General features: G+C 44.2%; 13 protein-coding genes. 5 read left to right on the top strand and 8 right to left on the bottom strand.

What is annotated here, in order from left to right; all coding sequences use genetic code 11:
• Window positions 1-49: 49 nt before the first annotated feature.
• The 8 genes from ybaK to hemA form a co-directional block, all read right to left on the bottom strand.
• On the bottom strand, window positions 50-523 hold the full coding sequence (gene ybaK, locus AC3CIA_RS03885; RefSeq protein WP_065206855.1) for a Cys-tRNA(Pro) deacylase: 474 nt from the start codon (window positions 521-523) through the stop codon (window positions 50-52).
• A gap of 118 nt (window positions 524-641) precedes the next feature.
• Entirely contained in the window at window positions 642-2303 is a 1662-nt protein-coding gene (gene ushA, locus AC3CIA_RS03880; protein ID WP_004736242.1) for a bifunctional UDP-sugar hydrolase/5'-nucleotidase UshA, read from the bottom strand.
• A gap of 455 nt (window positions 2304-2758) precedes the next feature.
• Window positions 2759-3613 (bottom strand): 3-deoxy-8-phosphooctulonate synthase, encoded by an 855-nt coding sequence (kdsA, locus tag AC3CIA_RS03875; RefSeq protein ID WP_171309284.1) that lies wholly within the window; start codon window positions 3611-3613, stop codon window positions 2759-2761.
• Window positions 3614-3635: 22 nt separating this feature from the next.
• Window positions 3636-4445 (bottom strand): SirB1 family protein, encoded by an 810-nt coding sequence (locus AC3CIA_RS03870; RefSeq protein WP_488518540.1) that lies wholly within the window; start codon window positions 4443-4445, stop codon window positions 3636-3638.
• Window positions 4446-4472: 27 nt separating this feature from the next.
• Window positions 4473-4856 (bottom strand): SirB2 family protein, encoded by a 384-nt coding sequence (locus AC3CIA_RS03865; RefSeq protein WP_004736238.1) that lies wholly within the window; start codon window positions 4854-4856, stop codon window positions 4473-4475.
• 191 nt (window positions 4857-5047) lie between these two features.
• Window positions 5048-5917 carry a peptide chain release factor N(5)-glutamine methyltransferase gene (prmC, locus tag AC3CIA_RS03860; protein ID WP_474355779.1) on the bottom strand — a complete coding sequence of 290 codons (870 nt, stop codon included), beginning with the start codon at window positions 5915-5917 and terminating at the stop codon, window positions 5048-5050.
• A 5-nt stretch (window positions 5918-5922) separates the two neighbouring features.
• Window positions 5923-7011 (bottom strand): peptide chain release factor 1, encoded by a 1089-nt coding sequence (gene prfA / locus AC3CIA_RS03855; RefSeq protein ID WP_004736236.1) that lies wholly within the window; start codon window positions 7009-7011, stop codon window positions 5923-5925.
• Window positions 7012-7039: 28 nt separating this feature from the next.
• On the bottom strand, window positions 7040-8299 hold the full coding sequence (gene hemA / locus AC3CIA_RS03850; protein ID WP_004736235.1) for a glutamyl-tRNA reductase: 1260 nt from the start codon (window positions 8297-8299) through the stop codon (window positions 7040-7042).
• A gap of 160 nt (window positions 8300-8459) precedes the next feature.
• Here hemA and lolB point away from each other — a divergent pair, with 160 nt between their 5' ends.
• The 5 genes from lolB to ychF all read left to right on the top strand — a co-directional run bounded on the left by lolB (window position 8460) and on the right by ychF (window position 12852).
• Window positions 8460-9107 carry a lipoprotein insertase outer membrane protein LolB gene (gene lolB / locus AC3CIA_RS03845; RefSeq protein ID WP_488518539.1) on the top strand — a complete coding sequence of 216 codons (648 nt, stop codon included), beginning with the start codon at window positions 8460-8462 and terminating at the stop codon, window positions 9105-9107.
• Window positions 9104-9979: a 4-(cytidine 5'-diphospho)-2-C-methyl-D-erythritol kinase gene (ispE, locus tag AC3CIA_RS03840; RefSeq protein ID WP_428783703.1), complete on the top strand. Its 876-nt coding sequence runs from the start codon at window positions 9104-9106 to the stop codon at window positions 9977-9979. The genes lolB and ispE overlap by 4 nt, the downstream gene beginning before the upstream one ends.
• 27 nt (window positions 9980-10006) lie before the next feature.
• Window positions 10007-10951, top strand: coding sequence for a ribose-phosphate pyrophosphokinase (locus AC3CIA_RS03835; RefSeq protein WP_012603389.1), 945 nt, complete (start codon window positions 10007-10009; stop codon window positions 10949-10951).
• A 208-nt stretch (window positions 10952-11159) separates the two neighbouring features.
• Window positions 11160-11750 carry an aminoacyl-tRNA hydrolase gene (gene pth, locus AC3CIA_RS03830; protein ID WP_010439162.1) on the top strand — a complete coding sequence of 197 codons (591 nt, stop codon included), beginning with the start codon at window positions 11160-11162 and terminating at the stop codon, window positions 11748-11750.
• A gap of 10 nt (window positions 11751-11760) precedes the next feature.
• Window positions 11761-12852, top strand: a complete 1092-nt coding sequence (gene ychF / locus AC3CIA_RS03825; RefSeq protein WP_026012356.1) for a redox-regulated ATPase YchF — start codon at window positions 11761-11763, stop codon at window positions 12850-12852.
• The last annotated feature ends 9 nt before the right edge of the window (window positions 12853-12861 follow it).

The following is a 12861-nucleotide window of genomic DNA, read 5'->3' as shown; positions in this document are numbered from 1 at the left end:
GGCGTTTTTGTTTGTCATTCGGTAGTTGTATCATCATGACGACGACAATCTATAAACATAGATCAGCAAACTCACCGCGAGTCAGTAGCGCTAAGTCTTTCGGGTCGAGTTCAATTTCTAGCCCGCGCTTCCCTGCACTCACGCATATCGTTTCAAAATCTGTCGCGCTGGAATGAACAAAGGTAGGCAAGGCTTTTTTCTGACCAAGAGGACTGATCCCACCCACCACATAACCCGTGGTTTTCTGAGCAATATCAGGGTTCGCCATCTCTGCTTTTTTGCCTTTTGCCGCTTTTGCCGCAAGCTTCAAGTTTAGCTTCTGATCAACGGGAATAACGGCAACAGCTAAATCTTTAGCGACGCCATTCAAACAGAACAAAAGCGTTTTAAATACACGTTTGGGATCTTGACCAAGCGCTTCGACAGCCTCTAATCCATAATTCGTGTTATTCGCATCGTGGTGATATTGATGCACGCTATGAGCGATTTTCTTTTTCTTGGCGAGATTGATTGCAGGGGTCATAACAAATCCAAACGATAGATAAACAAAAAGCGACGCCGAGGCGTCGCTTTAGTTAAATTTATCATGGTGCTAGAGTCAATCTAATTTAGCACCTATTGACTCTATCAACTGGGTTTAATTACTTGTAAACCATTTGACCAGAAGGTGCGTACTTGTTCACGTCAACTGGGCTATTCGCTTCTAGGTACTCTTTCAGTACTTCAGCATCAACAAAACCTGTGTTCACGTAACCAGGGTGATCTGACAGTTTAGGGTAACCGTCGCCACCAGCCGCGTTGAAGCTTGGCACTGTGAAACGGTATGTTTCGTCTAAACGAAGCTGTTTGCCACCGATGAAGACATTCGATACTTCACCGTTTGCTACTGTCATTGAAATGCCAGCGAACTGCGCGTAAGCACCAGAATCGATTGGTTTCGTCGCCACAACGTTTAGGTAATCTAGAACTTCTTTACCTGTCATGTCTGTATAAGTCAGGATGTTTGCAAAAGGTTGTACCTTCAATACATCTTTGTAAGTGACATTGCCCGCTTCAATTGAGTCACGAACGCCACCAGAGTTCATCACAGCGAAGTCTGCTTGTGCACGCTCCATGTGAGAAGTCGCAATCAAACGACCTAGGTTAGTTTGTTGGAAACGCACCACGTTACGATCGCCTTCAAGCTTGCCATTTGTCTCAGCAATTTGAACTTCTAGCTGTGCTTGACCTTGCTCTTGGAAAGGACGTAGGAATTCAAGTAGCTCTGGGTCTTGTGCGATTTCATCTTGAATAAGAACACGTTGTTTCTTACCGTCAATCTTAACTTTCTTCTTAAGGTTAACTGGAACCAGATCGTAGCTCACCATCTCTAGTTCGCCGTTACGGAATTCGTAATCAGCACGACCTACGTACTTGCCCCACTCGTGAGCTTGAACGATGTAAGTACCGTTCTGTACGTCTGGTTTACACTCATCACCCGGCTTGAAGTTTTTCTTCGCAACGTTAGGGCCTTCCATACATACAGGCTCTTGAGAGTGACCACCAACGATCATGTCTAGGTCGCCTTCGTTTAGGTAACGAGCAAGTGCTACATCACCCGGAGCGTTAACACCACGCTGGCCATTTTCGTAGTGACCCATGTGAGTCACAGCGAAGATTAAGTCTGGCTTCTCTGTTTCTTTAAGTTCAGCGATCAGCTTCTTCGCTTCTTCTTTAGGGTCACGGAAGTCAATGCTCGCGATGAACTCAGGGTTACCGATTTTTGCCGTATCTTCAGTTGTTAGACCGATAACCGCAATCTTGATACCTTGCTTTTCAAACATCTCGTAAGCTTGGAACTTGCGCTCGCCTGTTGCTTTGTCGTAGATGTTTGCAGATAGCATTGGGAAGTTAGCCCAGTCGATCTGCTTTTGTAGTACGTCTAATGAGTTATCAAACTCGTGGTTACCCAATGCCATTGCATCGTAACCAATTTTATTCATACCTTTGAAATCAGGTTCTGCATCTTGAAGATCTGACTCTGGCACACCAGTGTTGATGTCACCACCAGATAGAAGCAACACGCTACCGCCTTCTGCTTCAACTTCAGCACGAAGTTGATCAACAAGCGTTTTACGCGCAGACATGCCGTATTCACCGTATTTGTTCTGCCAAAAACGACCATGGTTGTCGTTAGTGTGTAGAACCGTTAGCTTGTAAGTTTCGTCTTGGTTCCAATCTTGAGTTGATTGAGACGCACACCCAGCTAGAGTAGCTAGGATTGCAGCACTTAGTGCTGTCTTTAGAATAAGGCGTTGCTTCATTGTCATACCTTTGAACTTTTTAGGGGAATCCACTGCTTTTTATGATCTATTGCGACCCCTTATTTGGAGTTCGAACAATAAGACTTCACATCACTTATCTTAAATTAACATTTCAGATGTAACATGATGATTTCATATTTATGTCGAATTGGTCACGCATAGTTCAGCAGTTAAGTGTAACAAAATTATGAGATTACACTCAAACTTCCCCTGCATCACAAGCAATCGTTTACTTACAAAGTGTGATGAACATCAGTAATTTACTGCAAACAGGACTGATCTCACACTCATATACGAGTTTCTTAGGTAACAACCCGCCTCGTTAACAACTCTTTAAATGAACGGTTTATGTTTGGCTGCTTTTACGAGATAAAAAAAAGCCCAATTCAAAGAACTGGGCTTTCTTAAATCAACTTTTGTTAAATAACGTTTCCGTTACTTCACATCCATCTCAATTATTTAATATCAATATGCTCAAAGCCTTTGATAAGGTCATCAAGTGCCTTCATCTGCTTCAAGAACGGCTCTAGCTTATCTAGTGGTAGAGCTGATGGGCCATCACAACGCGCTTGATCTGGGTTCGGGTGTGCCTCAAGGAACAGACCAGCAATGCCAGTAGCAATACCCGCTTTAGCAAGCTCAACAGTTTGCTCACGACGACCGCCAGATGCTGCGCCTGAAGGGTCACGCATTTGAAGCGCGTGAGTCACATCAAAGATGATTGGGCTGCCGTTTGATGATTTTTTCATTACACCAAAACCAAGCATATCAACTACTAGGTTGTCATAACCCATGCAAGAACCACGTTCACAAAGAATGATGTTCTCGTTGCCGCACTCAGCGAACTTATCAACGATGTTACCTACTTGATCCGGGCTCATGAACTGAGGCTTCTTCACATTGATAACCGCGCCAGTCTTAGCCATTGCTTCAACAAGGTCAGTTTGACGAGCAAGGAACGCTGGAAGCTGGATTACATCAACCACATCTGCAACAGGCTGAGCTTGTGCTTCAGTGTGAATATCAGTGATGATCTTCACGCCAAAGGTATCTTTCAGCTCTTGGAAGATTTTAAGACCTTCTTCCATACCAGGACCACGGTATGAATGAACAGAGCTGCGGTTCGCTTTATCAAAAGACGCCTTAAATACATAAGGGATGCCCAGCTTCTCTGTTACTTTCACGTAGTGCTCACAGATCTGCATCGCTAGATCGCGAGATTCAAGAACGTTCATGCCCGCAAATAGCGTAAATGGCTTATCGTTAGCAATTGGCATGTCGCCAATATGAACTATTTTCTGTTCCATCATATTCTCTCTAAATAATAATTAACTAGTGAACGACGACGGTTTTTTCCGTCATGACATTCACTTGAGATTTAAGTAACTCAGATGCAGGGTCATCTGGGCATTGATCAATAAAGTACTGATAATCGGTGGCGGCAATCTGGTGACAATCCAGTTGCTGATAGATGAAACCACGGTCACGGATTTCATACGGATCATCCGGGACGAATGTTAACGCCAAATCGGTACACTTTAACGCCAATGTGTAACGCTCTTCTCTCAGCAGTGCACTTTTCAATAAAGCTAACCACTTACCAATAATGGTTGGGTGGTCTGCGACTTTCAAATGCTCACTTTTCAGCTTAGCCAATGGGCCATCATGGCCAATTAACCATGCTCGCAACGTTTGCTGACCAACATACTCGCCATTGTAAGGATTAATATAGACCGGAGTTTGGCCATACCAACTGACTTTAAGCAGAAACTGAGTCGGAAAAGAGACACCCTCTACAGGAAAGCCTAGTTTGCGTCCTAGAAAAAGGAAGATTGCCCCAAGACTGACTGGGATCCCTTTCTTTCTCTCAAGTACTTTGTCGATAAACGCGTTTTCCGATGAGAAGTACGCATCTTTATCGCCAGCAAAGCCCCACTCGTAAAAGAATAGTCGAATAAAAGATTCAAACTTCTGCTGCTCATCGGTTTCATTAACCAAAGCAAACTCAGCGTCTTTTAACAATCTCACCAGTTCTTGCTCAGCCCAGCTGTCTTGAGTTTCTGGGTTAATCGCTTTATTTAAGATCAATGCACCTTCAGCTAACTCTAGCTGGTCAAAGTCTTCATCAAAAAATTCGTACATACGTAACTAACCGAAATAAGGAGATAATTAACCGAAAAATGTTGGTGTCTTCGTCATTGCAATTTTGCCTGCCATCGCTAACCAGCCAAGCGCACCAAAGAAAGAGAAAACTCTCAATAGCTTGTTTTTACCCAACTTAAGTGCAAAGAAACCCAGTGCGATGTAAGCCATAACACAAGTTAGTTTTTCTGTTAACCATGGCGCTGCTGGTGTAAATGGAATAAAACCAGTGATAAAAATCAAACCAATACCCGATAGCAGCAGCAACGAGTCATTGATATGAGGGAAACGCTGCAAGAAAGGATGCTTAAGCTTTGGTGAGTTAACCATCATCAGAGCGAAACGAATCGAAAGAAGTAGCGCGCTTATAGCAATCGTTAGTAGGTGAAAATGTTTTAAACCTTCGTACATGGTATTCCTTTATATTTTTATATGTGCTTTCGTTAACACGAGCCACACAATACCCGTTAATGGCCTGTAGTTCTGCGTTAATTCTCTGTATTTCCGCGTTAAGTGTATTGTCGAGTTAAAGGTATCAATTTAGCAAGTTAATCACCTATTGCTCACAAGATGATTAACAGCAGCCTATGAGCAACCACTATCTATGAACAGTAACGACCCAATGTCACTCGGTCATTACCACCGTAATCTTTTTCTGTAACCACATCCAAGTAGCCCAGTTGTTGCATTATCTCACGTACCGCCAAGCCTTGGTCATAGCCGTGTTCAAATGCTAGCCAGCCTTCGTTTTCTAAAAAACCGCGTGCGTTTTCAGAGATGTATCGAATATCAGCTAAACCTTTCTCTTCAGCAACTAACGCTGTGATCGGTTCAAAACGCACATCACCTTGAGATAAATGAGGGTCATTCTTCTCAATGTAAGGTGGGTTCGAGACAATCAACGAGAACTTCACAGCTTCTTCAGAATTCACCGAGTTCAAAGGCTCAAACCAACTGCCATGTAAAAAAGTGGCGTTAGTGATATTTAATCGCTGAGCGTTTTCTGTAGCAAGTTGCTGCGCTTCAGGGCGAAGATCAATGCCCGTAACTGGTCGATTCGGCATTTCAGACGCCAATGCTAACGCGATAGCACCTGTGCCCGTGCCTAAATCTAGAATCGCACCTTGTTTGCCATACGTTTTGTCTAACGCCACTTCAACCAAACGCTCGGTATCCGGGCGCGGGATTAAAGTAGAAGGAGAAACTTTTAACGGCAGCGACCAAAACTCACGTTCACCAACAATATAAGCCACAGGCTCACCGGTTAAGCGACGTTTTAGAAGGGTATGGAATTCGGATTCTTGTTCTGAAGTGAGGTGCTTCTCAGGCCAAGTCAGTAGGTAAGATCTAGGTTTATCTAAAGCGTGACAAAGCAGTACCGCAGCATCAATCGAGGGCGATGTGTTATCGCCCTCTTGAAGCTGTACGATTGCTGACTTTAAAGCACTTTCAACCGTATATGCTGACTGCATAGTAATTAGTTGTGCTCAGCAAGTGCTGCTAGTTGATCGGCTTGGTGCTCTTGTAGAACAGGATCAAGCAGGCTTTGCATATCACCTTCCAGAACTTCGTTCAGGCGGTAGATAGTTAAGTTGATACGGTGATCAGAAACACGGCCTTGTGGGTAGTTGTACGTACGAATACGGTCACTACGGTCACCAGAGCCTAATAGGTTACGACGTGTATCTGAAATAGCAGCAGCACGACGCTCTTCTTCAGCTTGAACGATACGAGCCGCAAGAACAGCCATCGCTTTCGCTTTGTTTTTATGCTGAGAACGCTCGTCTTGACACTCTACTACGGTACCTGTTGGCAAGTGAGTAATACGGATTGCTGAATCCGTGGTGTTAACGTGCTGACCACCCGCGCCAGATGCACGGAAAGTATCAATTTTAAGATCGCCCGCTTTGATCTCTGGAAGATCTGCTTCTGGGATCTCAGGCATAACCGCAACGGTACAAGCTGATGTATGAACACGACCTTGAGATTCAGTCTCAGGTACACGTTGTACACGGTGACCGCCAGACTCGAACTTCATTGTGCCGTAAACAGCGTCGCCACTGATTTTAGCGATCATCTCTTTAAAGCCGCCCTGCTCTGAAACATTGCTGCTCATCACCTCAACGCGCCAACCTTTTTTCTCGGCAAATCTAGAGTACATGCGGAAAAGGTTACCCGCAAAAATACCCGCTTCATCACCACCAGCACCGGCACGAATCTCTAAGAAACAGTTACGTTCATCGTTTGGATCTTTTGGAATCAGAAGAATTTGCAGCTCATCAGTCAGACGTTCAATATTCGCTTTCGCATCTTTGATCTCTTCTTGAGCCATTTCGCGCATTTCTGCGTCGTCTTCATTTGCCATCTCTTCAGCAGCTTCTAAATCTTCTTGAGCTTGCTGGTATGATTTGAAGCACCCCGTCACCTCTTCTAATTGAGAATACTCTTTTGACAAGGCACGGAATTTGTCTTGATTCCCAAGTACACCGGGATCACCAAGTAGATGTTGAACTTCTTCATAGCGTTCAACAAGTGTTTCAAGCTTTATTAGAATCGAGGCTTTCATAATGTCTTATTCTGTTGGAGGTCGAATATTATTGAGGGTTTTCTAAGCCCAAACTCTGTCTAATGACCATTAATTTTGCAGGTTCTCCTTGCTCAGCTGCACTTTGAAGTGCACGCGTTGGAGCATGGATCAATTTGTTTGTGAGCTTATTACTCAGCTCAAGTAAGACTTTCTCAGGGTCACCGCCAGCGGCAAGTGATTGTAAACTCTTACTTAATAAATCTTCTCGGATTTCATTGGCCGATTTACGGTAATCACGAATACTGTCTACCGCTTGCAGTGAACGCATCCAACTCATAAACGCGGCGCTTTCTTCACTAACTATTGCTTCAGCTTGAATCGCTTCTACTTTTCGTTGTTCAATATTGCCATCAACGATCGACTGCAAATCGTCAACGGAATATAGGTAAGCATCATTCAGATCGCCGACCTGAGATTCCACATCACGAGGAACCGCAATATCAACCAACAACATAGGTTGATGTTTTCTTGTCTTCAGTGCGGTTTCAACCATGCCCTTACCGATGATAGGTAACGGACTCGCAGTTGAGCTGATCACGATATCCGCTCTATGCAAATGGTCAGGAATCTCATTCAGACTGATCACTTCAGCACCAAACTCTTCAGCTAGCCCTAAAGCACGCTCACGAGTTCGGTTAGCCACTATCATCTTGGTGCAGCCATTCGCAGAAAGGTGTTTAGCCACCAATTCAATCGTCTCACCCGCACCAACCAATAACACTGTTGAATCGGCAATCGACTCAAAGATGTGTTTAGCTAACGTACAGGCTGCGTAAGCAACGGACACCGCGCTTCCGCCTATTTCAGTTTCGGTTCGAACACGCTTGGCGACAGAAAATGATTTCTGGAACAGTTTTTCCATTGAAGCATCAACAGATTTGTTCTCTCGCGAATCGGTGTAAGCCTGTTTTACCTGACCAAGAATTTGCGGCTCGCCCAAAACCAGAGAGTCCAAACCACAAGCAACGCGCATTAAGTGCTTAATCGCGGCTTGCTCTTCATGGATGTAGATGCTCGGTTTTAATTCTTCAGGGCTAACTTGATGAAATACAGACAGCCAATCGATCAACTTGTTTTTTGCCACGCCTTTGACGTCACAATACACTTCAGTTCGATTACAGGTAGAAAGTATGACACTTCCATTTACGTGTGCATTTGCGTTAAGTTGCTTGAGTGCCTCAGATAATTTATCTGGACCAAAAGCGACTTTTTCTCGCAATTCAACCGACGCTGTATTGTGATTGATACCTACGGCAAGCAAAGACATGTATCAGAAGTTCTCGATCAGGGAATGGAAACAAGGGGCGAATTTTACTTGATGCATGGCTCTATTTAAAGAGCAAGCGGGATTTGTTTTCCTGACTTCGTGAATTCAATGCTATAGTTGAGACGTTTTTTAGATAAATTTGAACAAGTTGTGAGCAAGTATGAGCAAGCTTCGTAAAATCACGTCTCTTATTTTTATAACCATAATTATGGTGGGTTGCTCGTCTATCCCAGAACAACCGACCAGCGTCGAGTGGCAAAGTCACCAAGATCGGCTTTTACAGATAGAAAACTATCAAGCCTCAGGCAAGCTCGCTTACATTTCTCCAGAGCAACGCCAAAGCCTAAACTTCATTTGGAAGCATTCACCAAATCAGAGTCAATTGAGGCTCACTACTTTCCTTGGTCAAACCGCCTTGAACCTCACAATTGACAGTTCGGGTGCCAAGGTAGTCACTTATGATGACCAAGTTTTTACTCATGCAAGTGCTTCCGTTCTTGTGGAACAACTTACTGGATTGCAGATTCCCATTGACCATCTACCGCAATGGTTCCTTGGCATTCCAGATCAAGCCGATAGCTACCAATTGAACACCACCAACACGCTTGAATCTCTCACCAAACAAGTTAGCAACCAACTATGGACACTGAATTTTGATAACTATCGAAATACAGAGATGCCGAGTAAGCAACTATCGGATGAAGACAACACTAAGGTAGAGACAATCCCACTCCCTACTCGATTGTCATTCAAGCAAGACGAGAACAAAATCAACATTGTAGTTTCGAAGTGGACACTGAAAAAATGATAACAACGCCAACCCACTGGCCTTCTCCGGCTAAACTGAATTTATTTCTTTATATCACAGGTCGACGTGACAATGGTTATCACGAACTTCAGACCTTATTTCAGTTTGTCGAGTTTGGCGATGAACTGACGGTTAGTTCAAATCAAGAAACCAGTGCGATCACAATAACCCCTGAAATCCCAGGTGTTGCACTGGAAGATAATCTGATTTGGAAAGCCGCCACTGCTCTTCAACAATATACATCGACCTCTTTCGGTGCGGATATTGAACTCAAGAAAGTGCTACCAATGGGAGGTGGCATTGGCGGAGGCTCTTCAAATGCAGCCACCGTGTTGGTCGCGCTTAATTATTTATGGCAACTCAACCTCTCGGATGATCAACTTGCCGAAATCGGTTTGCAGCTTGGTGCAGACGTTCCGGTCTTCGTTCGAGGCCACGCCGCCTTTGCCGAAGGGGTTGGAGAACAGCTACAGCCCGCTAATCCGGATGAAAAATGGTATCTCGTTGTTAAGCCTCAAGTGAGCATAGCAACTGTCGACATATTCACACATTCAGAATTAACTCGAAATACGCCAAAGCGAGCACTAGCAACGCTTCTAGAGCAAGAATACGTAAACGATTGCGAAAAAATTGTGCGAATGCTGTACCCAGAGGTTGATAAGCAACTTTCATGGCTGCTACAATACGCGCCGTCGAGATTGACTGGTACTGGTTCGTGCGTTTTTGCTGAATTTAGCAGCAAAAAAGAAGCTGAATTGGTTCTAGAACAACTGCCTGACACTGTTTCTGCATTTATTGCTAAAGGACGAAACATTTCGCCTTTGAAAGAAACTTTGGCTGAATACCAATCAGCCCACCCACAATCTATTTAAAACTGGACGCAACCCGAGGTTTCCACCGTGCCTGATATGAAGCTATTTGCTGGTAACGCAACACCTGAACTAGCCCAACGTATTGCTGATCGTCTATACATCTCTCTTGGCGATGCTACTGTAGACCGTTTTTCTGATGGCGAAGTCGCTGTTCAAATCAATGAAAACGTTCGTGGTAGCGATGTATTCCTGATTCAATCAACTTGTGCACCAACCAATGACAACCTCATGGAATTGGTGGTAATGATTGACGCAATGCGCCGTGCTTCTGCTGGCCGTATTACTGCTGTAATCCCTTACTTCGGTTATGCCCGTCAAGATCGTCGTGTACGTTCTGCTCGTGTGCCTATTACTGCAAAAGTTGTTGCAGATTTCCTTTCTAACGTTGGTGTTGACCGCGTTTTGACTATCGACCTACACGCAGAGCAAATCCAAGGCTTCTTCGATGTACCTGTTGATAACATCTTCGGCACTCCAGTTCTTCTAGAAGACATGGCTAACCGTGGCCTAGAAAACCCAGTCGTGGTTTCTCCAGACCTTGGTGGTGTTGTACGTGCTCGTGCAACCGCTAAAGCGCTAGGTGATGTAGACATCGCTATCGTTGATAAGCGTCGTCCACGTGCTAACGTTTCTGAAGTAATGAACCTGATCGGTGATGTTGAAGGCCGTGACTGTGTTATCGTTGATGACATGATCGATACTGGTGGCACACTGTGTAAAGCAGCTGAAGCACTTAAAGAGCGCGGTGCTAAGCGTGTATTCGCTTACGCTACTCACGCTGTATTCTCTGGTACTGCTGCAGAAAACATCCGTAACTCAGTTCTAGACCAAGTTATTGTTACAGATTCAATCAAGCTTTCTCCAGAGATGGCTGCGACAGGCAAAGTGACTGAGCTAAGCCTTTCTCGCATGCTTGCTGAAGCAATTCGCCGCATCAGCAACGAAGAATCAATCTCAGCGATGTTTAACTAATCAAAGCTCTATAGCTTTGTTTTAGGAACTCGTGAGAGAGACATATTAAGCACTTCATTGAATGAAGTGCTTTTTTTATGTCTAACCAATATTAAGCCGCAATTCACCACAGTCAGGAATCATCGTGTTGCTATCAGCTAGCTCGCACCTTTTTCATAAACTGTGATATCATACGGCGCTTTTTGAAATCCCAAGAGAGATCCATACCTTGAGCCAACAAATAAAACTTCTCGTTGGACTGGCTAATCCAGGTCCAGAATACGCCAAAACTCGCCACAATGCGGGTGCTTGGGTAGTTGAAGAATTAGCGCGTGTACATAACGTGACACTAAAGAACGAACCAAAGTTCTTTGGCCTAACGGGTCGTATCATGGTTCATGGTGAAGATCTTCGCTTGCTGATCCCAACGACTTTTATGAACTTGTCAGGCAAAGCTGTTGCTGCCTTAGCAAAGTTCTACCAAATTAAACCAGAAGAGATCATGGTGGCTCACGATGAGTTAGATCTTCCTCCAGGTATTGGAAAGTTTAAAAAAGGTGGTGGTCATGGTGGACATAATGGTCTTAAAGACATCATCAGCAAGCAGGGTAACAATAAAGAATTCTATCGTCTTAGATTGGGCATTGGCCATCCAGGACACAAAGATAAAGTTGCAGGTTATGTATTAGGCAAAGCTCCTGCGAAAGAGCAAGAGTGTATCGAGGCTGTCGTTGACGAATCGGTTCGTAGCCTAGACATCTTATTAAAAGATGGCCTACCAAAAGCACAAAATCGCTTACATACGTTCAAAGCAGAATAAGGTTTATATCATGGGTTTTAAATGTGGCATCGTTGGTCTACCAAACGTTGGTAAGTCAACTCTGTTTAACGCACTGACTAAAGCAGGCATCGAAGCAGCAAACTTTCCATTTTGTACAATCGAACCAAACACAGGTATCGTTCCGGTTCCAGATCTACGCTTAGATGCATTAGCAAAAATTGTTAATCCACAGAAGATCCTTCCAACGACAATGGAATTCGTAGATATCGCAGGCCTAGTTGCTGGCGCATCTAAAGGTGAAGGTCTAGGTAACAAATTCCTAGCTAACATCCGCGAAACTGATGCTATCGGTCACGTTGTACGCTGCTTTGAAAACGAAAACATCGTTCACGTTTCTGGCAAGGTCTCTCCAATCGAAGATATCGAAGTGATCAACCTTGAGCTTGCTCTTGCCGATCTAGATAGCTGTGAACGTGCAATCTTCCGTAATGCTAAAAAAGCAAAAGGCGGAGATAAAGACGCTAAATTTGAAACTACAGTTCTTGAAAAGCTTCTACCTATCCTGACTGAAGGTGGTATGGCTCGTACTGTTGAACTTGGCAAAGAAGAAGTAGCAGCAATCGACTACCTTAACTTCCTAACGCTTAAGCCAACAATGTACATTGCAAACGTTGCTGAAGATGGTTTTGAAAACAACCCTTACCTAGACGCCGTTCGCGAATATGCAGAAAAAGAGAACAACGTTGTTGTTGCTGTGTGTGCTGCAATCGAATCTGAACTTTCTGAGCTTGACGATGAAGACCGTGAAGAGTTTCTAGCTGACATGGGCATCGAAGAACCAGGCCTTAACCGAGTGATCCGCTCTGGTTACGAGCTACTGACTCTTCAAACTTACTTTACTGCCGGTGTTAAAGAAGTTCGTGCTTGGACTATTCCTATCGGTGCAACAGCACCGCAAGCAGCTGGTAAGATCCACACCGACTTCGAGAAAGGTTTCATCCGTGCAGAAGTAGTTGGCTACGAACATTTCATCGAATTTGGCGGTGAAAGCGGAGCAAAAGATGCAGGTAAATGGCGTCTTGAAGGCAAAGAATACATCGTTAAAGATGGTGACGTAGTTCACTTCCGCTTCAACGTATAATTCTGATTA

This window comes from Vibrio sp. QJM3NY_27, assembly GCF_057785955.1.
The sequence above is the reverse complement of the archived record's forward strand: the minus strand, read 5'-3'. Positions and strand labels throughout refer to the sequence as shown.

What these genes read in the sequence shown, in the direction of transcription:
- ybaK (WP_065206855.1), bottom strand. Translation starts at nt 523, where the DNA reads ATGACCCCTGCAATCAATCTCGCCAAGAAAAAGAAAATCGCTCATAGC.
- ushA (WP_004736242.1), bottom strand. Translation starts at nt 2,303, where the DNA reads ATGAAGCAACGCCTTATTCTAAAGACAGCACTAAGTGCTGCAATCCTA.
- kdsA (WP_171309284.1), bottom strand. Translation starts at nt 3,613, where the DNA reads ATGATGGAACAGAAAATAGTTCATATTGGCGACATGCCAATTGCTAAC.
- AC3CIA_RS03870 (WP_488518540.1), bottom strand. Translation starts at nt 4,445, where the DNA reads ATGTACGAATTTTTTGATGAAGACTTTGACCAGCTAGAGTTAGCTGAA.
- AC3CIA_RS03865 (WP_004736238.1), bottom strand. Translation starts at nt 4,856, where the DNA reads ATGTACGAAGGTTTAAAACATTTTCACCTACTAACGATTGCTATAAGC.
- prmC (WP_474355779.1), bottom strand. Translation starts at nt 5,917, where the DNA reads ATGCAGTCAGCATATACGGTTGAAAGTGCTTTAAAGTCAGCAATCGTA.
- prfA (WP_004736236.1), bottom strand. Translation starts at nt 7,011, where the DNA reads ATGAAAGCCTCGATTCTAATAAAGCTTGAAACACTTGTTGAACGCTAT.
- hemA (WP_004736235.1), bottom strand. Translation starts at nt 8,299, where the DNA reads ATGTCTTTGCTTGCCGTAGGTATCAATCACAATACAGCGTCGGTTGAA.
- lolB (WP_488518539.1), top strand. Translation starts at nt 8,460, where the DNA reads ATGAGCAAGCTTCGTAAAATCACGTCTCTTATTTTTATAACCATAATT.
- ispE (WP_428783703.1), top strand. Translation starts at nt 9,104, where the DNA reads ATGATAACAACGCCAACCCACTGGCCTTCTCCGGCTAAACTGAATTTA.
- ychF (WP_026012356.1), top strand. Translation starts at nt 11,761, where the DNA reads ATGGGTTTTAAATGTGGCATCGTTGGTCTACCAAACGTTGGTAAGTCA.